Here is a 26,605-nt window from a genome sequence, read left to right as displayed (position 1 = left end):
GAATCATCTTTTTTCCAACCCGACAAACCCCCCGAACAGTGATTTCGACGCTCACCGCGTGGCTCTCTCGCTCCGACAACCGCGCGAACCTGTTCGCCCTCCTCGCAGTCGTTCTGTTCGCTACTGCCGGCGTCGGCGCGTTTACCGCCCCCGACAGGCCGCACCTCACGGAAAACGAAGAGCGCCCCGAGAACAACACGCTCATCGCGCTTCAAGGGTACGACGACGAGGGGCGAGCCATCGAGGTGAATCCTGCGGGCGAAATCGTCTGGGAGTACGACCGAGCGCACGACGTGTTCGACGTGGAAGCCCTCGGCCCAAACCGGGTTCAAATCGCGGTAGCCGACGAAATCAGCGACGAGAAATGTCCGCCACAGTTCCTCGACGACGGGTACGAAAACTGCGTTCGCAACTCGCTCAGGATAGTCGAGAAGGACACGAACGAGACGACGTGGGAGTATTCGTGGTTCGACGCGAAACTCCACGCCCACGAATTGCACGACGCAGACCACTACACGGTCAACGGTGAAGACCGCTGGGTGCTCGTGGATATGGGCAACGACCGCGTGTTTGCGGTGAACCGCGACAAAGAGACCGTCTGGGAGTGGAACGCGACCGACCGCTACGAACGCCCGGACGATCTGGGGCCTGAAGGCGACTGGACGCACGCCAACGACGTTGACAGGGTCGAACCCGGCGTTTTCCGGGTCAGTATCCGCAACTTCGACACGGTGGTCGATTTGCACGTGAACGATTCGGCCGGGGAGCAAAACGACTCGATTCGCGTCGAACCCGTGGTCGGCCCGGATTCGTTTTCGGAGCGCGGTGACATCCTCCACGAACAGCACAACCCCGACACGCTCGGCGACACCCTGCTCGTGGCGGACAGCGAAAACGACCGTGTACTGGAAATCGAGGACGGCGAAATCGTCTGGGAGTACGGCGGAAGTGCGGTGTTCGACTGGCCGCGGGACGCAGACCGCATGGAAAACGGCCATACGCTCGTCACGGATTCGTACAACGACCGGGTCGTGGAAGTGAACGAGAACGGCGACATCGTCTGGGCGGTCGAAACCGGGTCGCTCCCCTACGAGGCCGACAGACTGCCCGGAGAAGGGAGCGATGGCCCGGCAGCAAGCGAGGAAGAAATCCCATCCGAAACCGAGGATGCTTCGGTCGTCCGCGAACGCGGGTCGTGGGCGATTTCCATGGTGAAGTACGTCGCGCCGGAGCGACTGGCGGAACAGGCCTTTTTCCTCCTGTTCGGTCTGCTCGCGCTGGTCGGCACGGGAATCGAGCGGCGACGTTAGCGTTTTTTCACAGTCATCTCGATGCCGTTCGTCGGTTCGAGCGTCGTTCCCATTCGCAAATCGAGGTCGGAAGTGTGGCAGTCGAACTCGACGTGCTGTGCAATCGTCGCCAGCACGAGACGAATTTCGGTGTTGGCAAACCGCATTCCGATGCAGTGGCGCGGGCCGCCACCGAACGGGAAGTAGGCGTAATCGGGAAGGGAGTCCTCGAACTCCGTCGTCCAGCGCTCCGGTCGGAACTGCTCGGGGTCATCGTACCAGCGGTCGTCCGTGTGAATCACGAACAGTGGGAGCGTCAACGTGGTTCCGGCGGGAACTCTGTAGCCACCGATTTCCACGTCTTCTTTCGTTTGTCGGAAGACGACGTAGGCGGGCGGATACAGTCGAAGCGCTTCCCTGACGACCTCGTCCGTGTATTCCAATTTCTCGATGTCGGCCATCGTCGGCGTGTCGCCGTCCAGCACGGAATCGAGTTCGTGGTTCAGTTTCTCCCGAACCTCGGAATGTTCCGAGAGCAGGTACCAGCAGTAGGTGAGTGCGAGGACAGTCGTTTCGTGCCCCGCGAACAGGAACGTGGCCATCTCGTCGCGGAGCGCCTCGTCCGACATTCCCTCGCCGTGTTCGTCCGTGGCGTGCATGAGAATCGAGAGGAAATCGTCGCCCGGCGGTTCGCCGCGGCGCTTCTGGATGAGCGTTTCGATTACGTCATCGAAATCGTCGGTCGCGCGTCGAAACCGCCGATTGGTCGCCGTCGGTACCCAGTCGGGGAGAAACGCATCGACCGAACTTGCGTCACCTTTGTCGTTGATTGCCTGCACGGCATCGCGAATCGCGGACTGTTGGTTTCGAATGTCGAGGTCAAACAGAGTTTTCGAGAGGATTCGGAGGGTGAGTCGTTTCATCGCCTCGTCTATCCGAATCGTCTCGCCGTCGTTCCACGATTTCGCGGCAGAGGCCGCGAAATCGACCATCGGTTCCGTGTAGGACGTGATTCGCTCGCGGTAGAACGCCGGCTGGATAAGGGTTCGCTGGCGTCGCCAGAACTCGCCTTCGCTCGCGAACAGTCCGTTACCGATGAATCGCTCGCCAGCGTCCTGCACGAACTCGCTCTTACCGAATTTCGATTCCTCCGTGACCAACACCTGTTCGACGTAATCGGGGTGCAAAAGCGTACAAAAATCCTCGCCAGCAACGGAGTACGACACAACATCCCCGTAGTCGCCGAGGGAGTCGTAAAATTCGAACGGGTCACGCAGAAAGCCGAGCGTGTTTCCGACGACGGGGTACGAGTTCGGCCCCGGCGGAAGCGGGAGGTCGTCCAATTGGTCACTCGTGGTGGCTTCGGACGTGGTCATACACGGAAATGAGCGCGCGAGTCCGAAGCCACTTCCCACGAATCCACTAGAGCATTTATAAACGAAGCCGTATGTTCGCGTATGAAATACGTTCGGCTCACGCTTCGTCATCCGGTCGAAATGCGCAACCCGATGCGAACGTTCATCATGGAGCACGAGGAGATGGAGCGTGCGGAACTGTTAAACTGGAACCTCTCGCACGAGGACCGCGACTACGTTCTCTTTCGAATCGTCGGCGACGAAGAGGCGTACGAAGATGCAGTTGCGGAGCAACCGTTGATTCTCGATTACGAACTCACGCCGCTTGCGGACAGTTCGTTTTACGCCTACATCGAACACGCGAAACGCGACGTGGACGACGAGTTCAGAACCGCGTTCGAAGGGACGAGCATTCTCGTCGTGCCGCCCATCACGTACACCAGCGACGGGGCGATGCGGATGGAACTCGTCGGTAGAGCTGACGATATGAACGCGGTAATGGAGGGACTGGACACCGACATCGACGTGGTAGTCGAGCAAATCGGCGAGTACGACACGCCGCAGGCGCAACTCTGGTCTACATTGACGGAGCGCCAGCAAGAGACGTTGGAAATCGCTGTTGCGGTCGGCTACTACGAGGTGCCGCGCGAGTCCGGCGTGGAGGCCATCGCGGAAAAACTAGACTGTGCCGCAAGCACGGCCTCAACACACCTCAGAAACGCAGAATCGAAAGTCGTTCGGGAACTGGTTTACAACACCTGACGCTGGCAGGTGCCACAGAGGTTCTCTTCTTTCACGTCAACTTCGCGGACTGTCGGCGAGAAGTTCATGACACAGCGGCTGTTGTCGCAGTGTTCGAGTCCCATCGTGTGCCCGATTTCGTGGACGACTTCCTTTCGAACGCGGTCTGAAAACACTTCGTCCGCGGGTTTCGTCGTGATGCCGCCGTCGGAAGAAAAGCCGTCGGAGGCGGGTTGCAGTCGATAGGTGGAGATGACGCTTCCTCGGCCGTCGAGATAGGCGAGTCCGAAAACGTAGTTCCGTCTGCGGTAGAAGAGGTCTTGCGGCGTGATGGCGATGTTCTTCTCCCCCGTGCCGATGCGACTCGCCAGTTCGATAAAATCCTCCGCACGGTGTTGGTTCCGGTTCGGGTCGTGTGACCCGGATGGAATCTCCTGTCGCTCGTGAACCATCACATCGCAGTCGTAGATCCGCCGCAGTGCCGAAGAGGCCTCCCGTTTGACCCGTCCCGTCACGTCCCCCACGGGGACGATGTCAATCAACATAGCAACTCCTATGGGGGGACGCCCCATAAACATCCCGCCGTGAACCCGGAAACCCGCGACGAAATGGTTGCCCGCCTCGCCGACTATCAGTCCGCCGTCGAAATCGGAATCGGCAATCGTCCGGACGTTGCGGGTGCGCTCGCCAACGCGGGAATCGTCGTTACCGCGACTGACATTCGACCGCGCGAGGTTCCTGCGGATGTTCAGTTCGTGCTGGACGACGTGACGAATCCAGACGCCAGCGTGTACGAAAATTGTGATGTGCTCTACGCGCTGAACATTCCGCCGGAACTCCACCGCCCCGCGCTTGCCGTGGCGAAGGAGTGCGATTCAGTCTTCGTGTTTACCACCTTGGGCGGCGACCAGCCGTCGGTTCCGGTTCGTCGGGAGACGATTTCCGGGGAGACGCTGTTTTGGGCGCGGGAGTGATTAACGACAGTATCAAAACCACATCCGAATGTTGAACGAATTATCGGCGGAAAAAGACCTGTGGGGGAGTGAAATTCGTGTCCTCGGTGTTTCGTCGAAGCCTGTTTCGGCTTACGCCTCGTAGCCGAGTTCGTCAATTGCTTGACAAACGCGGTTGGCGGTTCCGGATTCGCCTCGGACGGTGACCTCGCCGGATTGGGCGTCGGGGTCTACGCTACTGACGCCGCGGAGGGCAGTCACCGCGTCTCGAACCATACTTTCACAGCTTTTGCAACTCGTGCCAGTGACTTGGACGGTGTACTCTTTCATCTGCACTCGAACAGAGGGCCGCTATTCAGTTAATACCACAATATTGGACAGATTGTTTGACTATTGTTCCGATATGAACTGCGTCGAGAAGCAGGTGGGAATCTACGCTTCCGGCTTCCGGGCGACCAGCGTTTCCGCCGCGTGCTGGTGCGGTTCGCCGCCGGAATCGTCGTCGAAGACGAACTCGTCTTCCTCTACGACCTCCCAATCGTCGTAGTACTCTCGGAGTTCGCCCGGTTCGTAGAAATGCTCGTTGTCGCCCCAGTCGGGCGCGGTGGGAACGTCGGGGTGGTTCACGAACGCAAAGAGGACGTGAATCCCGCCGTCTGTCGTGGAGGTTTTGAACTGTTCGAACTGCTCGGTTCGGTTCTCAGGGCGGAGATACTGGAGCACGCCGCAAGAGTACACCACGTCCATCGCCGGGAAGTCGAGGTCGTTTACGTCCGCTTCTCGCGTTTGGATGACGACATCGTGTTTTTCCGCGAGTCGCTCGGCTTTTTCCAGCCCATTGTGAATCGGATCGACCGCGAGGACGCCGTAGCCGTGTTTGGCGAGGTAGACCGCATCTCGGCCCTCTCCAGCACCGATGTCAACTGCGGCGGGGGCAGTCCGTTCCGGTGCGAACTCCAGTACCGTCTCTGCCAACCCGTTCGGCTCCGTGCCCCAGTAATATTCGTCGTGGCCGTAGAGTTGCTGGAGTTCGTCGTACTGCATGGACTAACCATCACGCGCGATGAGCATAGTCGATTCGGTAGACCCATACTTTCGGAACCCCCAGCCGAGAACATGAATGCGGACGCTGTCGTGCTTGACATCGACGGGGTACTGGTGGACGTGGCGGATTCCTACCGGAGAGCGATTATCGAATCCGTCTCGCGCGTTTACGACGACACAATCCCGAAACCCGACATACAGGCGTTCAAGGACGCCGGTGGATTCAACAACGACTGGGAACTCACCTACGCGGTGGCGCTGTACGTCCTCGCTGAACGCGAGGGACTCGACCAGACGATCGGAGAGTTCACCGACCGAATCGCGGAGACAGGCGGCGGACTCGACGGCGCGGAGCGAGTCGTTGCCGACGCTCTGCCGGAAGACGAGAGAAAGCGTGTTTTCGACCAGTGGAACCGAGAAGAACTGCACGCGGTGTTTCAGCAACTCTACCTCGGGGCGGAACTGTACGCCGAACTCGAAGGCGCGGAACCGACCCTCGACACGCGAGGCTACATCAACGACGAACCCGTGCTGGTCGAACCGGAAACGATTGCGAACCTCACGGAAAACTACCCGGTGGGAATCGTAACCGGCAGACCGTCCGCAGAGGCCGACATCGCGCTCTCCCGCGCCGAACTCGACGTGGCGGACGACCACCGATTTACGATGGACGACTGGAAAGAGGGCAAACCGCATCCGCACGCCCTGCTGACGCTCGCGGAGCGATTCGACGCGGAGCGAGTCGTCTTCGTCGGCGACACGCTGGACGACGTTCGAACCGCGACGAATGCGGCGGACGCCGATTCGTCGCGGGAGTATTTCGGAATCGGTGTTTTGACCGGGGGTTTGACCGGGGAGGAAGGGAAGCGAAAATACGAAGAAAACGGTTCAGAGGCGGTCATCGACTCGATTAACGATTTGCCCGAACTGCTCGCAGAACGCTAATTATTTTCGGAAAAATAATATTTTCCGAGCGGGATTGGCAGGTATGGTTTCCGTAGAACGCGCCGTTTCGGCGCTCAAATATGGAGCAGTTCTGGCGTTCGTCGCCGGTGCGACGTTCTCGCCGCCAGACCCGTTCACGCAGGTTTTCTTCGCGGTACCCCTTCTCGTCATCAGCGTTCCGCTCGTCTACCTTATTCTGGGGCGTGAGACGACCCAAAATCAGCATATGTCCTTCGCTGTCGGGGCAGTACTGCTCATCTACGGTGGACTACAGGTGGTAGACCTATTGTCAAGCGTGAGCCTCGACTTTCGCGTCCGTCTCGCGTGGGTTACCATCATGCTCCCGATTATCGCGTGGGTCGTGTACTTTCGTGAATCGGGGCGCGCGCTCGAAGAAAGCGGTGCCTGAAAGGAGAGCGAAAATCACAGGCGGGCCATAACAAAGGTTCAAGCGAACGCTTGCAGAACGATGAGTAATCGTACTGCACTGACCGCCCTCCTCCTCGTTACACTCGTCGTTTCCACGTTCGGTATCGCCACCGCACTCCCGCCGCCAGGACTGCCCGGTGACACACTTCCAGACACGCCTGCGTCGGAACACGACACCTATTCCGTTCAACAAGGCGACACCTGTGTCGCAGTGAATCCAATTCAGGGCGACGAAAACGTGGTTTCGTTCTACGATTATCGAAATCCCTACACCGAACCGAGCGACTGGTCGTACAGTTCGTTCGCACCGGGGAATGTCACCCGAGAGAACGGAAGTACGATGTTCTTGTACGAGGCTCCGAACGGCGTGGTCAGCCTCGTCGTGCTTCACGACCAACTGCGAAAGGAACGAACCGGCGACAAACTCCCGATGAGCGCAGTGTCGTTCAGTTTCGACAGCCTGCCCGAATCAGGAGCGTGGATACTGATGGACGACACCTACGATGGCCGTGACGACCAGTGGTCACGAAATCAAATCGACTGGACGTGGACGGGGTCGCGCGTTGACGGGGCCGTCTTCCGCGGACTGTCCGGCGAGTACGGACTAACCGTCTCCCCGTCGTGGAACGAGGGAGCAACGCTCTACGATTCGAGGTTCGAATCCGAACCGGTCACCTCGTGGGCGTTCCTGTCGGGGAGCGCGAGCGACCCGAACGAAACGCAACTCGACATGGGCCAGTCCGTGACCATTCGTCCCGGCGGATGCGGGTCACCGCCAGCGGCGACCCTCACGGCGAGCGATTCGGTGGAAACGGGCCAGCAAGTGACTTTCGACGCGAGCGAATCGAGCGACCCCGACGGGGACATTTCCGAATATCGCTGGGATTTCGACGGCGATGGAGAAGTTGACGAAACGACCACGAAACCGACCGCGACGCACACCTACGAGAGTGCTGGAAAACAGACAGCGAACGTGACGGCCGTGGATAGCGAAAACGCCACCGACAGCGCGACTGCGACGGTACAGGTGGTGGATTCCGCTCACGACGGCGAAAACGATTCATCGCCCAATAAAGGCTCGTCGAGTGAGGGGACAGAGAACCAGCAATCAGAAGAATCGAACGCTCTACCGGGGTCTGATTCGCCGTTCGGTACCTACGGACTGGGCGTCGTGGCGCTCGCGGCTATTCTGCTCGTGGGCGGAGCGATAGCGAAGCGATAGTGACTCGGGAGATTGGTAGCGTAATCACTCCGTGGCAAAAACGCGGCGGTGACGAGGTGCTTTTATTCGTGCCCTCCATATCGCCCGCCAATGACGAAAATATTCGTCGTGGACAACCACGGCCAGTTCACCCACCTCGAACACCGCGCACTTCGAGACATGGGCATCGAAACCGAACTCATCGACAACGACACGCCGCCCGAAGAAATCGACGCCGACGGCCTCGTGCTCTCGGGCGGCCCGTCGATGGACGACATCGGCAACTGTGCGGAGTACCTCGAACTCGACGTTCCAGTTCTCGGTATCTGCCTCGGCATGCAGGTGATGGCACACGTTCTCGACGGCAAAGTTGGCGGCGGCGAGTACGGCGGCTACGCGGACGTGACCGTCGAAGTGACGGAAGAGGGTGACCCGCTTATCGGTTCGCTGGCACCCGAAACGCGCGTCTGGGCGAGCCACGCCGACGAAGTGAAGCAAGTACCGTCCGGATTCGAGCGAACCGGGACGAGCGACGTCTGTGGCATCGAAGCCATGAGTGACACCGACCGCGACCTGTACGGCGTCCAGTGGCATCCGGAAGTCGCCCACACCGCGGAGGGCGAGGAAGTGTTCGAAAACTTCCGAGAAATCTGCGAGTAGTATCTTTTAACTCTCCGCGGCGTAGCTTTTCTGCCAATGACAGCGACCCAGAGCGACCTGGCGAGCCTGTCCCGCTACATCTTCCGCGCGCCGCAGTGGTACGCGAGCGTCACGTTCGCTCTGCTTATCGCGGCCCTCGCGGGTATCGGGGCGTTCGACTCCCAGTACATCCTCCAAGACGCGTGGGAGGGTGTATTTTTCATCGGAATTCCGACGGTCGTGGCGAGCGTTTTGACGACGCCGGTTGACCGTCTTCTCGGCGGCCAGTTGACCTACAATCGCTCGTCGCTGCTCGCGCTAACGTGTGAAGTTCTCGTCGTCATAGTGATGACGATTGCCGGAATCTTCGCCGCGTTCACGGGAATCGGCCAGCAGTTCGTCTTCGACGTGCTTCTCGTCAGCCTCGCCGCCATCTTCGCTCTGCGGCTGTTCGTCGTGATGGCAGTTTCGCGCACCTCGTTTCTCGTCTCGTCCGTCTCCGCGGGTATTCAAACCGGAACCGCTGCACTCCTGTTTTTCATCTACAGCGAGACGATTCGCGTCCTCGAAGTCGGCGGCCCGCTCGTGCAGAACGTCCTCGCGCGAGGGAGCCATGCACCACCGGAATTGGGCGTCATCGCACCGCGCGATTTTATCCTGCTCGCCCTCGTCTGCGGCGTGTACGCGCTCGGCGTGTACGTTTTCCTCGTCGTCATCGACCGCCCGTGGCGGCGCAGTCTCGGCGTCAGCGTCCTCGATTTCGTCCGGGGATTCATCGGCCACATCGCAGAAGGCACCCGCGAGTTGGAGGACTTTTTCGAAAAGATGGGACAGAAGGCGGTCGTTCCCGTCACCGTCCTCTCGTTTCGAACCGATGAGGGCGAGAAAGCCCGGTTTGTCCTGCCGATGATTCATCCCGGCCCGATGGGTGAAATCGGCGGCGGCAACCTCCCGCGGCGTGTGGCCAGTCAGGCCGACGGGCTCGCATTTCCGCCCCACGCAACCGCCGGGCACGATTTCAATCTCGTCACCGAGCGTGAAGTGGACACGATTCTCAAAACCGCGGAGACCGCCTTCCAGCGAATCGAATACAGTGACACTGCGACACAAAGCGTTCGAGCGCAAAACGGGGACGCGAAAATCGTCGGACAGGGCTTCGGCAACGATGCACTGCTCGCCGCGACGTACTCCCCCGAATTTGCCGACGACGTAGAATACTCGGTCGGCCTCGCCGCCGCCGCGGAAGCCCGGTCGAACGGACTGGACGACGTGATGCTCGTGGACGCGCACAACTGCAACAACGGACTCCAAGGCGAAGACCTCGGTCACGTCTATCCCGGGAGCGAACGCTCGTTCCAAATGATTCAGGCGGCGAAGGCAGTCTCGGCAGACCTCGAAAGCGCGAAGCGCGGCACACCGAAACTCGGCGTCGCGTGGGACGAAACGGAGTGGACGCCCACGGAGGGAATCGGCCCCCTCGGTATCCGGGTGTCCGTATTCGAAGTCGAAGGCCAGCGCACTGCGTACATCCTCGTGGACGGAAACAACATGGAACCCGGACTGCGGGACAGAATCGTCTCGGCGGTCGATGCCGACGAAGTCGAGGTGATGACCACCGACACACACATCGTGAACATGGTCGAATCCTCGAATCAGGTCGGCGGGGCCATCGACCACGACGAACTCATCTCGCTCGTGAATCGACTGGTCGAGGAGGCGACAGCCGACCTCGAACCAGTCGAAGGCGGCATGGCGAGCGAATACGCGGAAGTCACCGTCTTCGGCAACGACCGCACCGAAACGCTTGCGAGTCACGCGAACGCGGTTATCGCAATGGGCGGCGCGTTGGCAGGGGCGGTTATCCTCGCCGTGATGGCCATCAGCGTTCTCATCTTTTTCCTCGCCTAAACCTGTCCGCCGATTTTACAAACCTGTTTATCGACTCACACGACCAACGTTCTTTTGGTGGGGAATATGGCGATAGAGACAGTAGACTCGACAGTCGAGACGCTCGAATCCGAACTGAAAGGCGACCTCATCACGCCAGAAGACGAGGAGAAATACGACGAGGCACGCCGGGTGTGGAACGGAATGATAAATCGACGACCCGCGCTGGTCGCACAGTGCGAGGGCGTTGCGGACGTGCAAGCCGCACTGCGCTACGCCCGCGAACACGACTTGCCAATCGCGGTGCGGGGCGGTGGCCACGGTGTCGCAGGACGGGCCACCGTGGACGACGGACTGGTCATCGACCTCGAACCGATGCACTGGGTACAGGTTGACCCCGATTCTCGCCGCGCCCGGGCCGGTGCTGGCGCGACGTGGGGCGACGTAGACCGCGAGACACAGCAGTTCGGGTTGGCAGTTCCCGGCGGCGTCGTCTCCGTCACCGGCATCGCGGGACTCACACTGGGTGGCGGCATGGGACACGTCCGCCGGAAGTACGGCTTGTCCTGTGACAATCTCGTTTCGGCCGACGTGGTGACAGCGGACGGCGAGTTCATCAGAGCCAGCGAAGACGACCACGAAGACCTCTTTTGGGCGCTCCGCGGCGGCGGCGGCAACTTCGGCATCGTCACCGCATTCGAATACGAATGCCATCCGGTCGGCCCGGAAGTCGCCATGTGTTTCGTCTGGTACGATGGAAAGCAGGCGGAAGACGCCCTCAAATTCTTCAGGGAATACACTGAGGACGCGCCGGACGAGGTGAGTCTCCTGCCGTTCTACGCGTGGGTGCCGGAACTGGAGGAGTTCCCCGAATCGTCGTGGGGCGACTCGGCTATCGCCTTCCTCGGGTGCCACGCTGGCGACCCGGAGGTAGGTGAAGAGGCACTGCGCCCGATTCGGGAGTTCGCCGACCCAGTCGCGGACTTCAGCGGCACGATACCATACGTCGAACTCCAGTCGATGCTGGACGAGGATTACCCCGACGGGCGATACTACTACTGGAAATCGCTCTATCTGGACGAGTTGAACGACGAGGTCATCGACAGCATCGTCGCCTGCTCGGAACGCTGTCCGGTGCCGCTTTCGACCGTGGACGTGTGGCAGGGCGGCGGCGAAATAGCCCGCGTCGATGCCGACGAAACCGCGTTCCCGTATCGGGGTGTTCCCTACGGACTCAACTTCGAGGCGAACTGGGACGACCCCAGAGAAACCGACGCCGCCGTGGAGTGGGTGCGAGAAAGCATCGCGGAAATGCGTGAACATTCGGAAGCGCGCGGCCAGTACGTCAACTTCCCCGGACTCGAAGAGGATTCTTCGGAGATTCCGTTCGGCGACCACGCAGAACGACTCGCCGAAGTCAAAGCGAAATACGACCCGGAGGGCGTGTTCCGGGCGCACGGAAATCTGAAGGCTGAGGAATAACGACACCCGACACAGGTAATCGATTACCCAAATTTGGGTTGGGCGGGCAGGCCGACGGCCTGCCCGCCCTGCGGATTTGGCCGAGACGGGCGAATGCAAGAGAGAGCGTGGCTCTGCTACGAGCGACTGACGGCGTTCGGGCGTTGCCTAAAAGCCAGCAGTTGGAATCTTTCTTGCGTAACCGGAGCCACCACCCACACCATCAAAATTTCGCTACTGTGGTATCAGCGACTGTAAAACGGCATACATTGAAAACCGTCCTGAAACCCACCGGAAACCCCCGTTTCCCCCGACCTATCCAAACCCTGACCGCCCCGGAAACCGTTTTGCCCAGATGTGACAGACCAGCGGACGGATGTAACGCCCGCTCACAGACCTACTCTCCCCCGCTGTCTCCATCGAGGGGTTTCGGGCCACCATGTTCGGCCTGTTCCGGGACGCAGTGAGTATGCACAGATTCCCGCGTTCTCCGCAGTGGGAAAGCGTTTCACTGCTCAGTGCGTTCCGGTTCGCCCGTGGAAAGATGCCCGGCCATCGGTCGTCCAGATGGGTATCGGGTGGGCGGGTCAGCCAGCGGGACGCTGTCTCACGACGCGAGGAAAGCGCGTCGATTCCGCCGTTTGGCGGCCGTCCCCCGAGCGGGCCAGTGACTGATGGCGCGTCACGATTAAATTCAAGCAACTAAACGAACGTAGTGTTTGTCCTTGCTAATTCAAGGACGGGATGAAAAGACGAGGACGACGGTTACGCCGATTCCTCGGCGAACAACTCGTCCACCGCCGCTCGGGCCGCCAGCGCCGCATCGTTCGCGATTTTCTCTTCGTCCCGTTCCGAGTTCGGAGCGTTGACGTACACGTCTACGTCGAGGACGCCCTCCTCGAACGTGACCGTCACGTCGAAATCCTTCACTTGGGACTGTTTGATACGCGAGAAAATCACGTCTTCTGCCGCCGCTGCGGCAGTCTGAACGACTTCTTCGTCGCTAACCATCGCTTACGCGCCGCCAGCGCCGCCGGGACCGGTCGGGCCGGACGGGCCTCCTGCGCCGCCGAGCATGTTCTGCAGTTCGCTCTGGAGCGATTCGAACTGCTCCTGCACTCGACTCTCCTGTTTTTCGAGCGTCTCGACGCGGATTTCGAGCGTGTCAACCTTGTCGTCGAGGTTTTCCTGTGCGTCGTCGTAGTCGGTCTTGACGAACAGTTCGCCGACTTCGCGGAACATCGTCGCGTCCTCGTCGATGTCGTCCAGTTCGTCGAGCGCGTTTTGCGCTTCGGTCAGCTCTGTTTCGGCCTGATTCTTCTGGACGGCGACCTGCTGTGCCGTGTCCTGAAGGTCTTGCAGTTGTTCGAGCTTCTCCTGTGCTTCTGGTGGAAGATTACCCTGCATAGTGAGAACGTCGTGGTCGGGACGGAAAAAGCCACTCTTTGCGACTCGTGAGAGAGGACTCAAAATCCTGATGGCGTTTCACGGGAAAGAGGAGCTAAAAACCTTGTATTCCGCCTTTCGAAGGTGTTCCGCGGCGGTACTGGGCGCGCACTCCAGTGCGTCTGCAACGTCCTCGTGGCTCGCCCGTCTCGGCACGTCGTAGTATCCCAGTTCGACAGCGATTTCCGCGGCCTCTCGCTGACGCTCGCTCAGTCCTGCGGTGACGGCGCGCTCCGGCGCACCGTCACCGATTCGTTCGACGCGCAGGTCGATTCCGGACGGTGCGTCGGCCATCGCGTCTTGGAGTTCGACGGACGGCCCGACTACCGCAAACGTGGCTCGCCCGTCGTCGTGATACTCGACGGGCGAGATTTGCACGACACTTTCGCGCGTGAACGCGGCGAACAGCGCGCCATCCACGGCGGTCGTCTCGTTGTGGATGTAACAGTAAAATTCGTCGTCAGAAAGCGACGTTACGTCGTAGTCCAGCACCTGTTCGATGTCGTCTAGAATCGTCGTGAATCGCTCCACATCCCCCCGGATGTGAAACAGAAGTGTGGCGATGTTCCCGGAAACGTTTCCGTGAAGACCGCGCGCTCGTTCGATGCAGTCGGCCCCTGTGAGAACGTCGTACACGGGATGTACCGTCGTTTGACCGGGGTCGAGCGACAGGCGAAGATATTTCATACGCGACTGTCAGCTTTCGAACCCTTATAAATCATCCAGAGGACTTCGGCAGAACGCCTATCGAGAATTCGGACGAAGAGACAATTATGAACGTGTTCGTCGCTGGAGCAACTGGCGTCCTCGGACGCCGACTCGTCGGGCAACTCACGGAACGAAACCACAGCGTCGTCGGACTCACACGCGATGCGCGAGGCGACGAACTCGTCGCCGAGCGCGGCGGTGAACCCCGTCGCGGCGATATTCTCGACCGCGAATCGCTCGCCGAGGCGGCAGAGGGGTGCGACGTTCTCGTCCACGCCGCAACCGCGATTCCGACGAGCAGGAAACCGACAGAGAAGGAGTGGGTGCTGAACGACAAGGTGCGCGCGGAAGGTGCGCGAAACCTCGTCTCCGTCACCGACGAAATCGGTGCTGACCGCCTCCTGCAACAGAGCATCACGTGGCTCGCCCGCAAACCCGACGGTTCGCCGTTCGACGAAGATACGCCGCCGAACCCCGACCGAGTGACTCGCTCCGCGCTGGATGCGGAGCGAATCGTCCGACAGGGAGGCGAAGACCACGGCTTCGAAGTCGGTATCCTTCGCTGTGGGTGGTTTTACGACCCGGAATCAGCACATACCCGTCAGATGGGTTCTGGGCTGCTGGACGGGAAATACCCGATTCTCGGCGGCGGCCTCCTCGGCAGACAGGATGCGACGCTCTCGATAGTCCACGTCGAAGACGCCGCGCGAGCGTTCGTGGCGGCGGCGGAATCCGACGCAACCGGACACTGGCACGTCACCGACAATCGACCGGTGACGCTTTCGACCTTTCTCCGGCGTTTTGCCGAGCGACTCGACGCACCCGAACCGCGACGGATTCCGGGATGAGTCGCACGGCCACTCGTCGGCAAATCGTCGGTACGCCTGCTGACGAACTCGGCCCCGACCTCGAACGTGCGATTTCACGAGACGTTCGACTGGGAGCCTTCGTATCCGACCTATCGGGAAGGCATTCAGAACGTAGTCGAAGCGTGGCGCGAAGCGGGGACGCTCGTCGAGCGTCCGGATGGTTACGAATGGCGTGAAAACTGATAATCGGTGGCGTCAGGATGCGACTCGTCTGAAAGTCGGCTTCGTCACCGACCGATAGACGGTGAAGACTCGTCGAGCCCGGAAACCCGCTCCGCGACGCCCACGAGCGTTTGCCACGTATTCATCGCGGCACGGAGCGCCACGAGGTCGTCCGCGGAGACACGAATGACGACACAGTTTTCCTCCCGTTCGACTGTCGTTTGCGAGCGGTCGTCGTCTATTTCCCCGATTTCCTGATCAACGCTTCTGAAAATCAGCAGTGCACGCTCGTCGGATTCGTACTCGAATTGGAAAAGCGCGTCGTGAGACACGGGCGCTATCGGACGTGTACTTCCTTTATGTCCCTGCTCCGCTCTTTCAGCAAGACGCGGTGGCCACAGTACGGACAGCGGACGCCGCCGTACTCGTCCAGTTCGACGTCTCGCTTACAACGCGAGCATTTGTAACTCATTATTCTTCGTCGGCGAGCGCGGCGCGGATGGAACGTTTGACAGTCTTACCGGCGGGCGTCTCCGGACGGTACGTACCGCCAGCGAATTTGTAGTCACAGCGGCCGCACGCCCAGATACCCGTCCCCTTACGGTCGACAGAACTGCTTCCACAGTCCGGGCAGGTGTGGTTCTCGTTCATGTCCGCTTCGATTTCGGAGACGCGTTTGCGGGCGACGCGACCGTATCGCGCGCCGAACCGACCGGCACTGCCGGTTCGTGATTTGGAGTTTTCGGCCATAGTACCGGAGATTTACCCGAGAGGACAAATAAAGCCTTTGAGTCAGACCGGCGGGCGAGCCAGTGCATATCCGATGACCAACACCGCCCCGAGCAGTCCGAATACTGTCAGCGGAAACGCCGTAAACTGCCCTGCCACGTATCCACCGCCCGATAGCGTCGGAATCGCCGCGAGCACCGCGTCGTAGCGAGAGGTCATGTAATTACATCTAATTAGCCACCCTCAAAAGCGCTACGGCGGTCACTAAGTGGGGAATGAAGTAGTGTCGACCAGTAGAAACTACTCACCGAAATCCGGTTTCCGCGAGCGCTTCGTTCAAATCCTCGCGAATTCGTTCGCCGAGTTCTCTGTCCATCGCGGTGGTCACGACGCGATTTTCTTGGACGCTTGAGCCATCTCGGAGCAGCAGTCGGACGTTTCCGTTTTCGTCCGCGCGAGTGGCTTTGGCCCGGACGCCGGAATCCGAACTCGCGCCGCCCGCGCTGATTGGGCCGGGAATGATTTTCTTGACGTGTGGGTGACCCGCGATTTCCCGAATTACGCGCATCCCGTTGCGGTTTCCGATGAGCGTGGTGTGTGACCCACCGAGTTTGTCCGCTGGAGCGGTTTCCACGACTTCCAGCGAACGGTCACCTCTGCGGGAAAGCACGTCTTCGACTGGGTTTTCTTTCCCGACGCGATAGAAATCGTAGTGGAGATGTGCGCGAACCGCCCGTACCACGGTGCGGTCGCCCGCCGCGAACACTTCTTCCGGGCGTTTTCGCTGTACTTCGTCCGCGATTCGACCGGCAAAATTGCGGAGTTCGACGACCTCCGCGTCGCCGTCTTCGGGCGTCGTGCGCACGTCGGTTTTCCCGACGACTGCGTCTTCCACCAGCATCGTCAATTCTGCGTGGTCGCGGTCGAGAGAGAGAACCACGGCATCGGCGTTGTGCGTCCGGCAGACGAGACAGTAGTCGCCGGGACGTTCGAGCGGGGACGCACACTGCCGACAGTCCATGTCGTCCTTTGCGAATCGTGGCGTTTAATCTCGGCGTTTCGCAGTCACGATACAGTAAAATCCGAGGGCAAGAAACATACCTGATTAGGAATGATTTGGAATATGGAACGTTTTCGTCTCCGGACGATTTCCCTCCTCGCTCTCGTCTTTCTCGTGGCGATTCCAGCAATGGCTGGCCATCCTCCACAGTCCGTCTGCGAACCGTGCGGCGAAGGATTCGGAGAATCTGCGACGTGGTACGGTGAACGGAACAAACTCGAAAACGAAACGGCGACTGGTGTCGAACACAGCACCGTTACGGTTCGCGTCTACGAGAACGAAACCGCCATCTGGACGGTGCGGAATCGGTTGACGAGCGAGCGGACGGTTCGATACTTCCGGAACAACCACGACGCCTTCACCGAAATCGCCGAAAGCGCCGAAGGCTACAGCGATATACACTTTCTCTCTGCGAAAATCGTCGGCAGTGACACGGCCGTCCTCCGCTACCGGAGCGACGAGCAGGTCACCGAAACGCGCGGCGACACCCTCCGATTCGATGGCTTCCGCGAAATAGGGACGAAGAGGATTTCCGACTTAGGTGCCGACGAAATGACCGTTATCGGGCCGTCAGGAACCCACATCACGCGCGCACCGAGCGAAGCGACGGTTCGCGGGAACGAACTGGAACTCACCACATACGACGGTGACAGGGGCAACGGCCCGTTCGTCACCTTCACGCAGTCGGGTGGCGTGGTCGGAGAGTTTTGGAGTTTCGTCTCGGTTTCGGAAACGCTCGCTGACGACGTAATTCGAAACCTGCTCCTCAACGTTCTTCTCCCTGCGATTTCCCTACTGGCGTTTCTCGTTGGGTTCGTGTGGTTCAGCGGAAAAACGGTGAAGCGCGACGAACGAACAGCGAAATGGCTCGCGGGCATCGTCACCGCACTCGGCGTCCTCACGCTTTGCTTCGGATTCCTCGGAATCGCGGACGGCGGCGGTGGCTTCGCCGCAGGAACCGTTATCGGTGGCAGTGCATACACCGTGTTGGCACTCCTGACTTTCGCGGACGTTCGTCCGACGCTTCCCCGTATTGCAGGCGGCGTCCTTTTAGCGTGGGGAGCAGGCGTAGTGATACTGTTTGCCAGCGCCATCGCCGTCAATAGCTTCCTCGTGTCCCGACTGCTCGCGCTAAACTACTACGCCGTCAACAACTTCATGTTCGCCGCGTTTTCCAGCCTCTTTCTGCTCTCGATGGCCGTCGTGGGCTATGCGGTCAGCGACCCGCGCTACCGACGGATTGCCATCGCCCTCCCGCCGACGATGCTGGCGGTTTCGCTTGCGGTGGCCAGACCGATTACGTACGTCGGAACGTCGTTGGATATTTTCTATTCGCTCGTGTTCGTCGGCGTGATTCTGGTCGCCGTCACCTTCATCGGGATTCCAGCATTCTTGCTCGGCAGGATGGTTCCGGTCGAAAAATCGTAGCAACAACTCTGTCGAATCTACCCCATATCGAGCGGGTCGGATTTCAGAAACTCCCGCAGGAAGACGGTCGCATACGAACCTGAGGGAAGCGAAAAGTCGAACGACAGCGGGTCGTGACCCACACTGCAGTCGGTTCGAACCAGAATCGCCCGTCGGGTGCCGGTCGAGTGGAACTCGCCCGGCGAGTTGAAATCGGTCGGTTCGAGGGCTAAATCGGCCAGCACTTCGCGTTCGATTTCTCCTTGTTCCCCCTCGGCGAGTTCGGTTTCCGTGCCGACGAGGGGTGCGGTGACGAACGCCCGCCCACGCTTGCAGTGGCGTTCGATGGTTTTCACGCGTTTTTCGGTGACCTGCTGTTCCCGGTTCATGTCGGGCAGCAAGAGGCCGTCAACCTCCTCGGCGAAACAGACCACGTCGCCAGCGACCGGTTTGTCGAAAGGCAATCCTCGTTCCAGTCGTTCGCTCAGGATTCGATTGAAGATATACGACTGGGCCGCGTTCACGAGCAATCGCTGGAGATTCGTCGGGAGAGATTCCAACGCATCGCGGAAGTCCTCGGGTTCACTGCCGCCGTTTTCCACGAGTCGGTGGGCCATCGAGCGTTCGAATCCGAGTCGTCTCGGGAGCGCGTCGAGAACAGCGTCCCAGTCGGGCGCGACCTCCTCGACGCGCTCTCGGGCGGTTTGGGTATCCTCGGGTTCCGTCTCGAACGGATTGCCCACGTAGGCCATCACGGCGTCTTCCCACTCGCCGCGAACGATGTGCAAACCGACTTCGTGAGTGATGGGCCGCAAACTGCCGAAGCGTTGCTGGCCGAAGAAGTTCGGCACCGCGACGCCGTCCGCGGAACCTGCGAAATCTTCGAGTTCGTCCGCGATTGTGTCTGCGTTTTCCGGACGTTCGGGATCGGAGACGACGATTTCGAACTCGTTGCCCGCGAGGTCACCGAACTGGAGTGCTCGCCCTGCTCGTCCGAGCGGTTCGATTTCGGCGTTTCGAATCTCAGGCAAGTTTTCCGGGTCTACTTTTCGAAGGCTGAACAGTTGGGTTGTGACGGCGTACTTGTCTTTCGTCCCGGCCCACGAGACGCGCTCCCTACTGATGGCCAACTCGCTGGACAGGCGCTTGGCGAAGTCGTTCGTATCCCACCCGCGTAGTGTGGCCCGAACGACGAGATGAGGATACGAACCGGTGTCCGAATCGAGCGGTTCGACCTCAAACTGCTCGATTTCCCGGACGCGAAAATCCTCGTCAGTGGCGCGGAGGTGGCCGCCCACTCCCGCGGTGTCACTGACGTAATACTCCATACCGACCGCAGTTTCGATGGGGTGTGCCTCGCGCATTCGTCCGGAGAATAAACCGGACGGGACTAAAGTTCCGCGAGTTCGAGGTAGCCCTGTGTCCCGTCGATTGCGTCACCGGGTTCGACGGTTCCTGCCGAGGAGTCGTATTTCACCAGACCCACATCCTCCATTTTCGGTAGATGGACGTGATACAGGAGAATCTCGATTTCGTCCGTCATCTCCGGGGATGGGTCGGTATCCGCCGTCCCTTCTTCCGCGGTGGCGATGTACTCCGCGAGGTCGTCGATTTTTACTGGTGGTAGCGACTCCGAGAGGTGCGAGAGGACGAATCGCCGGTGGGAACTCTCCAGCACGTCGAAGAGCGTTTCAACCGACAGGTTCACCTCGTCATCTGGGTGTCGCTCTTTCGTGTCTACTGTTGCCTGTCTCTCGCTCATCAGTCTTGTAGTGGAACGTTGTAACCAAGTACTGTGTACCTACGTGCGTTGGTAGTGTGAAAGACGGCAAAAAGCGTCGTCTTACTCCCTGTTGTCAGTGAAGAACGCGGACGCGAGTTTCCCCTCCGCTTTTCGTAGATGCTGATGAAGCGTCGCGGGCGCGATACCCATCGTGTCGGCGATGTCCTCGGCCGTGCTTTTTCGCGGCCAGTCGTAGTAGCCAGCGAGATAGGCGGCGCGGAAGGCGGCCCGTTGGCGGGACGTGAGGTCGGACGCGAACGATTGGCGAAAATCGCTTCGTGTCTCGACCGGTCTATCGACTTCCCGCTTTGCGATGAGTTCCACGTCGGGATGTGACGACCGAACGGAGTCCAACAGCGTGCGAATGTCGGCGTCCGGCGACACCTCCACGACGAGGTGTTTCTCGCCGTGTTCGGCTCTGGCGGTCCGAACCTTCGCACCGATTTCGACGAGCAGATTCACCAGCGAGTCCGAGACGGTCAACACCAATAACCCCGCGTCGGAATGGGAGGAAACGACGTGCGACTCGTCCACGGCAGACAGCGTTTCTGCAACCTCCACGACTTCTTCCGGCGTGACCCCCTCGGTGCGTACATAGTAGAGAAACTGTCCACCGGACAGTGGAACGGTTCCTTTGAGCACGAGCGCCCCACCGGTTTGACGCGAAAGGGAAACCAGTACGGCGTCCTCGTCCGCCACGTCGAACTCCAGTTCCACGAATGAGCCAGCAGTTAGGAGTTTCTTGCTCTCGGTCGCGTTGATGGCGAACCCCACGAGTTTCCCGAGGGCTTTGAATCCGTCCGCTTCGCGCTCGCTGAAGGCATCGGTGCGATTCGCATAGACGACGAGGACGCCGTACATCGTCGGGCCGTGCGAGAGCGGAACCGCGATTCCCGAACGAATCCCTCGCTCGACTCCATCGTTCCTGAGGTCTGCTGTGAGCGCGGGTTCCTTGGAGATGTCGCGAACAACGACGCTCTCACCGGTTCGGTAGACGGTTTCCGCGGGGCGCTCCCACTCGTCGTTCACTCGCTCCCCTACCACTTCGTGGTATCCCTCGTCGTCACCAGCGGTCGCTCGCGGGACGATAGCATTCTCGACAACGTCGTAGTCGCCGACCCACGCGAACCGATAGAGGTCGGAACCCACCAGATGGTCACAGACAGTTTGCTCGACTTCCTCGCGTACCGCCGCCGAGACGAGTGCGTGAATGACTTCGCGAACGAGTTCGTTGATTCGGTTGAACGTCTTCAGTTCGTCGTGCTGTCGGCGGAGTTCACGCTCGCGTTCGCGGCGCTTGGAGAGATTTCTACCGGTTCCGACGAATCCACGAACGGTGCCATCCGCGTCGGTGACCCGCCGTGCGTTAAATTCGAACGGGATTTTTTCGCCGTCCTTCGTCAACAGCGCGGACTGTCGTGTTTCGGTTTGGTTGTCTGCAAGGACGGCGTCGATAGCCTCGAATATCGTTTCTTGGTCTTCTTCTGGGATGAAGTCTCCTGGAGTCATTCCCTCAATTTCCGAATCGTCGTAGCCCGTAAGCGTCGTCAAGCGGTCATTCCACTGTACTAGTGACCCATCGGCATCGAAGGCGTAGAATACGTCCGGGAGCGTATCGAGAACTGCTCGAACGGTTCGTTCGTCCATTACCGTTTTCATGAGTCAATCGCTAACATGGGTCGTAGCGTATCGGAAGAACAGCAACCGAGCCGCTAAAGTGTTTCTACACTGGTAATTTTTCGGAGAGAATGAGTTGTTAGTACAAAGAAAGATTACCGGTGACCCGGTCAACGAGGTCATCGTCCGCCGGGCCGACGGCGAGTGCGGTCACCGTGCCGGGGTCGAGTTGGGTGTGTCCAGCATCGCGGATGATAGCGTGTGGAAGGCCCTCCGCGCGTGCTTTTTCCGCGAGTCGGAAAATTTCCTCTTCGCCGCTCGCTTTTACGACAACTTTCTTCTGTCCGCCTCCTTTCCATTCCTTCCGTGCTTTGCGCCCCGTATCCTCGTATGCGGAAAGTGACGCGTGTGCGACCTGTGCCGCGAGTTTTCCGCGGCCCATCCCGATGTCGGTTCGCGCGACGATGGTCTGTTTCATGGGCAGTGGTGGAAGTGGTGGAGTAAAACGCTGGCTACTCAGGTCGGGATGCGTCGTTTCGACAAACAAAACATTTCCAATTTCAATTCTGTTGACTGTTTTTCGACGCCGACTAACGACCGAATCTTCTTTACTCACCCCCGCCCGTTCTACCGACATGATACTCTCCGATGTCGATATTCGCAACCGTTTGGAATCGGGGTCGCTGGTCGTCGAACCGATAGACGAACCCGACTTGCAGATTCAACCGGCGAGCATCGACCTCCGTCTCGGCGAGGAGTTCCTCGAATTTCAGCGCACGAACATCCCGTGTATCCACCCCGACAGCGAAGACGAAGTCGATAGCTACGTGGACAAAACCATCGTGGAGGATGGCGACGAGTTCATCCTCCACCCCGGCGACTTCGTTCTCGGGACGACGAAAGAGCGCGTCGAGATTCCGGCCGATTTGCTGGCGCACGTCGAAGGCAGGTCGTCGCTCGGCCGACTGGCGGTAGTCGTCCACGCGACTGCGGGCGTCGTTGACCCCGGCTATCGCGGCCAAATCACGCTCGAACTGTCGAATCTCGGTACGGCGCCCGTCGCGCTGAAACCGGACACGCGAATCTCACAGCTCATTTTCACAGAACTCAAAAACTCGGCAGAGCGACCGTACGGGTCGGAACGCGGGTCGAAGTATCAAGACCAAGACGGGCCACAGGCGTCCCGCATCGGCAGCGACCACGAGTTCGGCGGCGAGCAGAATTTCGGGGAAGACGACTCATGAAGTTCGCCGAGGAAATCGTCGTCGAGGAGTTTTTGCCCACGTTTCGCTCGATGCTCGCGGAAGATTTGCGCGAACGCGGATTGACACAGAGCGAGGTGGCCGACGCGCTCGGCATCAGCCAGAGTGCGGTGTCGAAATACGCCCACGGAGAGGTTGCACAGAACGACCGTATTCGTGACGACGAGCGCGTGAGTCGCCTCGTGGACGAAATCAGCGAGGGATTGGCGACGGGAAGCATGAGTCAGGTGCAGGCCCTCGTGGAAGTCGAAGTTCTCATTCGGCGACTGGAAGACCACGACCTCATCGCGCAGTTGCACGAAGAATCGATGCCGGAGCTGAAAGGCCACGGCGGAGATTTCAACATCCACGACCCCGAAGACGAACTTCGAGCGACGGAGCGCGTTCTCACCTCGATGCGCCGGGCGATTCGAATCGTAGAACAGACGAGCGGGTTTTCGTCGCTCATCCCCGCCGTCGGGTCGAATCTCTGTGAATGTCTCCCTGATGCAGATGCGATTGACGACGTTGCGGGGATTCCGGGCAGAATTTTCGACGTGAAAGGCCGGGCGACGATTCCGGCGGAACCCGAGTTCGGTGTCAGCGAACACGTCGCCTCCATCCTGCTCTCGGCGCGCGAAAACGGCGCTAACGCTCGCGCCGCGCTCAACATTCGGTACGACCCCGACATCATCAGCAGATTGGATGCGTTGGGCTACGAAACCGCAGAGTTCGACGCAACCTACGAGAATCTCGGCGAAACGCTCGGAGACGCGTTCGCGGAGAATCCCGATGCGGCGATTCTGTACCACACCGGAAGCTACGGCATCGAACCGATTACGTACATCCTGGGCGAGACTGCCGAAGAAACGGCGGAAATAGCGCGGAAAATCGTCTGAGTTTCGTGTTGGCCGTCTGGTGAATCGAGTCCCCCGGCTCGATTCGACTCAACTCGACTCAACTCGATTCGACTTAACTACACCGGCACTCGCTGTCCGCGTTTCACTTCCCGAACGATGTCGTGGGGAAGCATGTCGTCGCGCTCGTTTCGAAGGTCGGAAACCGCCTCGGCAAGCGCCACGAGCGCCGAAACGGCTTGAGTTTTTGTGTCGGCTTGTCCCACGGGTCGAACCGTGGTATATCGGTTGCCGATGCTGTCCTCCATTTCGAGCTTCCACTCGTCCGCACTCGTCGCACGAACCGCCTTCACTGCGATATCTCCGTTCTGATGCCGGAGTTCGATTTCGTCGCCCCGGATGGGCGACTGCTCCCATCCGGCGGGAATATCACTAGCCTTAGGCAGTGGTTGCATGCTGTATTGTTTCTGTATCGTTCTCATTTCGTTTAGTTCTTGTCTACTTACGCAGGCAGTTTATATCGTCCAACGGAACTGGCACACACAAAGTATATACCAGTCCGGTCTTACTGTTCAGTTACCTCGGGTAGGGGTACACGAGGTTATTTTTTAAGACACAGACAGCGTAGCTGTGGGTCTGTGAACCGATTCTCGTGTCCTCGTTGTTCTCGACAGGTGCTTCGAGGACGGGATATGTATTTTCGTCGCTTCCAGTCGTACTGATGACACGGTGCTCGCCCTGACGACGCATTTTCGTCGTTTCGGGAGAGCACATGTATCATATAGTAATGGAAATAATACTTTCATGTATTGAATACTCTGGCCGTTTTAGAGTAGTTTTGTCGGGAATGCTGTCTGAACGATACCGCCATAAATACCGTGTTCGGACGGTCGTTCGTTAAATTTCTAATATACCTCGCCCACAAGTTATAATACGACCGTGCATATCCAGCCCCGTCTCTTTTATCGAAACCGGTCGTAGCTGTATCCATGTCCCAGAGCAGAACCACCGCCGCCCAACAGTTCTACGGGCGGTGGGCGCGGCTCTACGACTTCCTCGCGTCGGCGACACCCGGCCTCTCCCAACTGCGTGGCCGGGTCACCGACGAACTCGGCCTCGAACCGGGCGATACGGTCGTCGAGATGGGCTGTGGCACGGGGGCGAACTTTCCGCACCTGCGGGAGCGTGTCGGCCCGGACGGAACTGTCGTCGGCGTCGATTTCACCCGCGGAATGCTCGAACAGGCCCAGTGGCGAATCGAACGCGAAGGCTGGGACAACGTCCACCTCGTGCAGGCCGACGCCGCCGCGTTCGAACTCCGCGAGGAGGTTGACGCCGTCCTCGCCACGTTCGTCGTGGGGATGCTGGACGACCCGTACACCACGGTCGATTACTGGCTGGACGGCATCAGTCCGGGTGGCGGACTCGCACTACTCGATGCGGGCCAGAGCACGCATCCCTACTCGTGGGCCGTGAATCAGGCCTTCCGCGGGTTGGTCGTCGCCTCGACGCCAGGGAGAGGGAAGAACTTCGAGGAACCCCCGTGGAACGTGCTCGACGACCGAGTCGCGGAAGCACGGCGCGCGCTGTCGGAGCGCGCCGTCGAGACGAACGACAGCGAACACGCCTTAGGTGTGGTTCGGATTACCGGCGGGCGACTGCCGGTATGAAAAAAGAGCGAAGATGTAGCGGTTAATCTATTCAGTCGTCCGCAGTCAACGAGCTTCCCTCCATTTCGACAGTCCCACCAACCTCCAACTCGTCCAGTGCGACCTGCGCCGCACGTTTACCTGATAGGAGCATCGCGCCGAAAGTCGGCCCCATTCGGGTCAGACCGTAGGTCGTCGCGGTTGCGAGGCCGGTAGCAACGAGTCCGTCGTGGACTTTTCCGGCGTGTTCGACCACCTCGTCCTCGCTCTTTGCGACCCACATCGAATCGTGACCGGGCGAGTCGTGACCCGGTGCGCCGTACTGCCCTTCCTCGGTTTTGTCCATCCCGGTGTTGTACTCCTTTGCGTGGGAAAGTCCCGGAGCATCCAGCACACCGCGCTCTTGGAGTTTCGAGACGACCACGGCGTCGTGTCCGGTTGCGTCGATAACGAGGTCGGATTCGACTGCAATTGGGTCAACACACGTGAGTTCGCGCGGGAGGGCGTGAACCGGCGTCCAGTTCATCACGACGCCGCCGACACGGTGGCCCTCGCGGACGACCACGTCAGTGAATTCGGTCATGTTCTGCATCTTCGCGCCCGCGGCGCAGGCCGATTCGATGAGGGCGGAACAGGCGTGCGGGCCGTTTGCGACGTACAATCCCTCTGCCTCGTCCGATTCCTCGTAGGGGACGCCCAACTCGTCCAAGACGGCCTGCGAAGGGTCACGAACCGTGACCTTGTTCATCAGAAATCCGCCGAGCCAGAACCCGCCGCCGAGGTAGTTGTTCTTCTCCACGACCATCGTCTGGACACCGCGTTCCGCGAGTTCCTTCGCGGCGACCAGTCCGGACGGGCCGCCGCCGACGATGATGACCTCGCTCTCGGAAAACTCGGTGAACTCCTCACTCCACGCTGTGCCGATTGCTCGGGTAACTTCCGCCTCGCTAACGTCCGCGAATCCGTCGAAGTCGTGCATACCACCTAGTAATATTACTAAGTTATTGAAAACCGTTTCCCTCTGTTGATGGGACGAAGACGGCGAACGAAACTAGGCTGTTCGACATTTTTTACCTCGCAGCTACAGTTCGATAGAGAACCTCCAAACACTGACAGGACGGAGTATTTATTTG

Annotated in this window: 34 protein-coding genes; 16 read left to right on the top strand and 18 right to left on the bottom strand. The window is 59.6% G+C overall.

What is annotated here, in order from left to right; all coding sequences use genetic code 11:
* Nucleotides 1-38 precede the first annotated feature (38 nt).
* On the top strand, nt 39-1,310 hold the full coding sequence (locus BW974_RS00865) for an NHL repeat-containing protein (protein ID WP_076427163.1): 1,272 nt from the start codon (nt 39-41) through the stop codon (nt 1,308-1,310).
* On the opposite strand, the gene BW974_RS00860 is transcribed toward BW974_RS00865, so the two are convergent.
* Nucleotides 1,307-2,665, bottom strand: coding sequence for a cytochrome P450 (locus BW974_RS00860; RefSeq protein ID WP_076430175.1), 1,359 nt, complete (start codon nt 2,663-2,665; stop codon nt 1,307-1,309). The genes BW974_RS00865 and BW974_RS00860 overlap by 4 nt on opposite strands.
* Nucleotides 2,666-2,746: 81 nt before the next feature.
* Here BW974_RS00860 and BW974_RS00855 point away from each other — a divergent pair, with 81 nt between their 5' ends.
* Nucleotides 2,747-3,406: a helix-turn-helix domain-containing protein gene (locus BW974_RS00855; protein ID WP_076427161.1), complete on the top strand. Its 660-nt coding sequence runs from the start codon at nt 2,747-2,749 to the stop codon at nt 3,404-3,406.
* Here the strand turns inward: BW974_RS00855 and BW974_RS00850 are convergent.
* On the bottom strand, nt 3,394-3,930 hold the full coding sequence (locus BW974_RS00850; RefSeq protein WP_049971752.1) for an archaemetzincin family Zn-dependent metalloprotease: 537 nt from the start codon (nt 3,928-3,930) through the stop codon (nt 3,394-3,396). The two genes, BW974_RS00855 and BW974_RS00850, sit on opposite strands and share 13 nt — an antisense overlap.
* Nucleotides 3,931-3,993: 63 nt before the next feature.
* Between BW974_RS00850 and BW974_RS00845 the strand changes: the two genes are divergently transcribed.
* Nucleotides 3,994-4,359: a UPF0146 family protein gene (locus BW974_RS00845; RefSeq protein ID WP_076430174.1), complete on the top strand. Its 366-nt coding sequence runs from the start codon at nt 3,994-3,996 to the stop codon at nt 4,357-4,359.
* A 111-nt stretch (nt 4,360-4,470) separates the two neighbouring features.
* Here the strand turns inward: BW974_RS00845 and BW974_RS00840 are convergent, their stop codons facing one another.
* Nucleotides 4,471-4,668 (bottom strand): heavy-metal-associated domain-containing protein, encoded by a 198-nt coding sequence (locus BW974_RS00840; protein WP_076427159.1) that lies wholly within the window; start codon nt 4,666-4,668, stop codon nt 4,471-4,473.
* 102 nt (nt 4,669-4,770) lie between these two features.
* A complete protein-coding gene (locus BW974_RS00835) occupies nt 4,771-5,382 on the bottom strand; it encodes a methyltransferase domain-containing protein (protein ID WP_076427157.1) in 612 nt (203 codons plus the stop codon).
* A 72-nt stretch (nt 5,383-5,454) separates the two neighbouring features.
* Here BW974_RS00835 and BW974_RS00830 point away from each other — a divergent pair, with 72 nt between their 5' ends.
* The 7 genes from BW974_RS00830 (at nt 5,455) to BW974_RS24480 (ending at nt 12,619) form a co-directional block, all read left to right on the top strand.
* On the top strand, nt 5,455-6,327 hold the full coding sequence (locus BW974_RS00830) for a TIGR01548 family HAD-type hydrolase (RefSeq protein WP_076427155.1): 873 nt from the start codon (nt 5,455-5,457) through the stop codon (nt 6,325-6,327).
* A gap of 43 nt (nt 6,328-6,370) precedes the next feature.
* The gene (locus tag BW974_RS25260) at nt 6,371-6,736 is read left to right on the top strand and encodes a hypothetical protein (RefSeq protein WP_076427153.1); all 366 of its coding nucleotides are present in this window, start codon (nt 6,371-6,373) and stop codon (nt 6,734-6,736) included.
* A 60-nt stretch (nt 6,737-6,796) separates the two neighbouring features.
* Entirely contained in the window at nt 6,797-7,978 is a 1,182-nt protein-coding gene (locus BW974_RS00820; protein ID WP_076427151.1) for a PKD domain-containing protein, read from the top strand.
* Nucleotides 7,979-8,068: 90 nt separating this feature from the next.
* On the top strand, nt 8,069-8,617 hold the full coding sequence (locus BW974_RS00815; protein WP_076427149.1) for a GMP synthase subunit A: 549 nt from the start codon (nt 8,069-8,071) through the stop codon (nt 8,615-8,617).
* A 36-nt stretch (nt 8,618-8,653) separates the two neighbouring features.
* A complete protein-coding gene (locus BW974_RS00810) occupies nt 8,654-10,504 on the top strand; it encodes a DUF2070 family protein (protein WP_076427147.1) in 1,851 nt (616 codons plus the stop codon).
* Nucleotides 10,505-10,570: 66 nt separating this feature from the next.
* A complete protein-coding gene (locus BW974_RS00805) occupies nt 10,571-11,965 on the top strand; it encodes an FAD-binding oxidoreductase (protein WP_076427144.1) in 1,395 nt (464 codons plus the stop codon).
* 474 nt (nt 11,966-12,439) lie between these two features.
* Nucleotides 12,440-12,619, top strand: a complete 180-nt coding sequence (locus tag BW974_RS24480; protein WP_139328792.1) for a hypothetical protein — start codon at nt 12,440-12,442, stop codon at nt 12,617-12,619.
* Between the two features lie 90 nt (nt 12,620-12,709).
* On the opposite strand, the gene BW974_RS00800 is transcribed toward BW974_RS24480, so the two are convergent.
* From BW974_RS00800 to BW974_RS00790, 3 genes are all read right to left on the bottom strand, one after another.
* A complete protein-coding gene (locus tag BW974_RS00800) occupies nt 12,710-12,955 on the bottom strand; it encodes a DUF3194 domain-containing protein (RefSeq protein ID WP_076427141.1) in 246 nt (81 codons plus the stop codon).
* 3 nt (nt 12,956-12,958) lie between these two features.
* Nucleotides 12,959-13,351 (bottom strand): prefoldin subunit beta, encoded by a 393-nt coding sequence (locus BW974_RS00795; RefSeq protein ID WP_076427139.1) that lies wholly within the window; start codon nt 13,349-13,351, stop codon nt 12,959-12,961.
* 78 nt (nt 13,352-13,429) lie between these two features.
* A complete protein-coding gene (locus tag BW974_RS00790; protein WP_076427137.1) occupies nt 13,430-14,077 on the bottom strand; it encodes a helix-turn-helix domain-containing protein in 648 nt (215 codons plus the stop codon).
* A gap of 86 nt (nt 14,078-14,163) precedes the next feature.
* Here BW974_RS00790 and BW974_RS00785 point away from each other — a divergent pair, with 86 nt between their 5' ends.
* On the top strand, nt 14,164-14,946 hold the full coding sequence (locus BW974_RS00785) for an NAD-dependent epimerase/dehydratase family protein (RefSeq protein WP_076427135.1): 783 nt from the start codon (nt 14,164-14,166) through the stop codon (nt 14,944-14,946).
* A gap of 66 nt (nt 14,947-15,012) precedes the next feature.
* Nucleotides 15,013-15,150, top strand: a complete 138-nt coding sequence (locus tag BW974_RS26340) for a hypothetical protein (RefSeq protein WP_245799865.1) — start codon at nt 15,013-15,015, stop codon at nt 15,148-15,150.
* A gap of 44 nt (nt 15,151-15,194) precedes the next feature.
* Here BW974_RS26340 and BW974_RS00780 read toward each other — a convergent pair whose 3' ends face one another.
* The 5 genes from BW974_RS00780 to BW974_RS00765 form a co-directional block, all read right to left on the bottom strand.
* The gene (locus BW974_RS00780) at nt 15,195-15,461 is read right to left on the bottom strand and encodes a KEOPS complex subunit Pcc1 (RefSeq protein ID WP_076427133.1); all 267 of its coding nucleotides are present in this window, start codon (nt 15,459-15,461) and stop codon (nt 15,195-15,197) included.
* A 5-nt stretch (nt 15,462-15,466) separates the two neighbouring features.
* The gene (locus tag BW974_RS00775; RefSeq protein WP_076427131.1) at nt 15,467-15,601 is read right to left on the bottom strand and encodes a DNA-directed RNA polymerase subunit P; all 135 of its coding nucleotides are present in this window, start codon (nt 15,599-15,601) and stop codon (nt 15,467-15,469) included.
* Nucleotides 15,601-15,879, bottom strand: coding sequence for a 50S ribosomal protein L37ae (locus BW974_RS00770; protein WP_076427130.1), 279 nt, complete (start codon nt 15,877-15,879; stop codon nt 15,601-15,603). Before BW974_RS00770 ends, BW974_RS00775 begins: the two co-directional genes overlap by 1 nt.
* A gap of 42 nt (nt 15,880-15,921) precedes the next feature.
* On the bottom strand, nt 15,922-16,077 hold the full coding sequence (locus tag BW974_RS25255; RefSeq protein WP_175609601.1) for a DUF8015 family protein: 156 nt from the start codon (nt 16,075-16,077) through the stop codon (nt 15,922-15,924).
* Between the two features lie 85 nt (nt 16,078-16,162).
* The gene (locus BW974_RS00765; RefSeq protein WP_076427129.1) at nt 16,163-16,879 is read right to left on the bottom strand and encodes a DUF2103 domain-containing protein; all 717 of its coding nucleotides are present in this window, start codon (nt 16,877-16,879) and stop codon (nt 16,163-16,165) included.
* Between the two features lie 102 nt (nt 16,880-16,981).
* Between BW974_RS00765 and BW974_RS00760 the strand changes: the two genes are divergently transcribed.
* Nucleotides 16,982-18,346 carry a hypothetical protein gene (locus tag BW974_RS00760; RefSeq protein ID WP_076427128.1) on the top strand — a complete coding sequence of 455 codons (1,365 nt, stop codon included), beginning with the start codon at nt 16,982-16,984 and terminating at the stop codon, nt 18,344-18,346.
* 17 nt (nt 18,347-18,363) lie between these two features.
* On the opposite strand, the gene truD is transcribed toward BW974_RS00760, so the two are convergent.
* The 4 genes from truD to pth2 all read right to left on the bottom strand — a co-directional run bounded on the left by truD (nt 18,364) and on the right by pth2 (nt 22,203).
* Entirely contained in the window at nt 18,364-19,689 is a 1,326-nt protein-coding gene (truD, locus tag BW974_RS00755; protein WP_076427126.1) for a tRNA pseudouridine(13) synthase TruD, read from the bottom strand.
* Nucleotides 19,690-19,715: 26 nt separating this feature from the next.
* Entirely contained in the window at nt 19,716-20,087 is a 372-nt protein-coding gene (locus tag BW974_RS00750) for a DUF7344 domain-containing protein (protein WP_076427124.1), read from the bottom strand.
* 81 nt (nt 20,088-20,168) lie between these two features.
* Nucleotides 20,169-21,755, bottom strand: a complete 1,587-nt coding sequence (locus tag BW974_RS00745; protein ID WP_076430173.1) for a bacterio-opsin activator domain-containing protein — start codon at nt 21,753-21,755, stop codon at nt 20,169-20,171.
* Nucleotides 21,756-21,864: 109 nt separating this feature from the next.
* Nucleotides 21,865-22,203, bottom strand: a complete 339-nt coding sequence (pth2, locus tag BW974_RS00740) for a peptidyl-tRNA hydrolase Pth2 (protein ID WP_076427122.1) — start codon at nt 22,201-22,203, stop codon at nt 21,865-21,867.
* Nucleotides 22,204-22,360: 157 nt separating this feature from the next.
* Here pth2 and dcd point away from each other — a divergent pair, with 157 nt between their 5' ends.
* Both dcd and BW974_RS00730 read left to right on the top strand, forming a co-directional pair.
* Nucleotides 22,361-22,969, top strand: a complete 609-nt coding sequence (gene dcd, locus BW974_RS00735) for a dCTP deaminase (RefSeq protein ID WP_076427120.1) — start codon at nt 22,361-22,363, stop codon at nt 22,967-22,969.
* Complete coding sequence (locus BW974_RS00730) at nt 22,966-23,865, top strand: thiamine-phosphate synthase family protein (RefSeq protein ID WP_076427118.1); 900 nt, start codon at nt 22,966-22,968, stop codon at nt 23,863-23,865. The genes dcd and BW974_RS00730 overlap by 4 nt, the downstream gene beginning before the upstream one ends.
* Nucleotides 23,866-23,942: 77 nt before the next feature.
* Here BW974_RS00730 and BW974_RS00725 read toward each other — a convergent pair whose 3' ends face one another.
* Nucleotides 23,943-24,278 (bottom strand): hypothetical protein, encoded by a 336-nt coding sequence (locus BW974_RS00725; RefSeq protein WP_076430172.1) that lies wholly within the window; start codon nt 24,276-24,278, stop codon nt 23,943-23,945.
* A 534-nt stretch (nt 24,279-24,812) separates the two neighbouring features.
* Between BW974_RS00725 and BW974_RS00715 the strand changes: the two genes are divergently transcribed.
* Nucleotides 24,813-25,493, top strand: coding sequence for a class I SAM-dependent methyltransferase (locus BW974_RS00715; protein ID WP_076427113.1), 681 nt, complete (start codon nt 24,813-24,815; stop codon nt 25,491-25,493).
* Between the two features lie 31 nt (nt 25,494-25,524).
* On the opposite strand, the gene BW974_RS00710 is transcribed toward BW974_RS00715, so the two are convergent.
* The gene (locus BW974_RS00710) at nt 25,525-26,451 is read right to left on the bottom strand and encodes a sulfide-dependent adenosine diphosphate thiazole synthase (protein ID WP_076427111.1); all 927 of its coding nucleotides are present in this window, start codon (nt 26,449-26,451) and stop codon (nt 25,525-25,527) included.
* Nucleotides 26,452-26,605 lie beyond the last annotated feature (154 nt).

The organism is Haladaptatus litoreus (genome assembly GCF_900156425.1).
Taxonomy (GTDB): domain Archaea; phylum Halobacteriota; class Halobacteria; order Halobacteriales; family Haladaptataceae; genus Haladaptatus; species Haladaptatus litoreus.
Note: the sequence above shows the minus strand (reverse complement) of the source record. Positions and strands in the feature narration are given on the sequence as shown.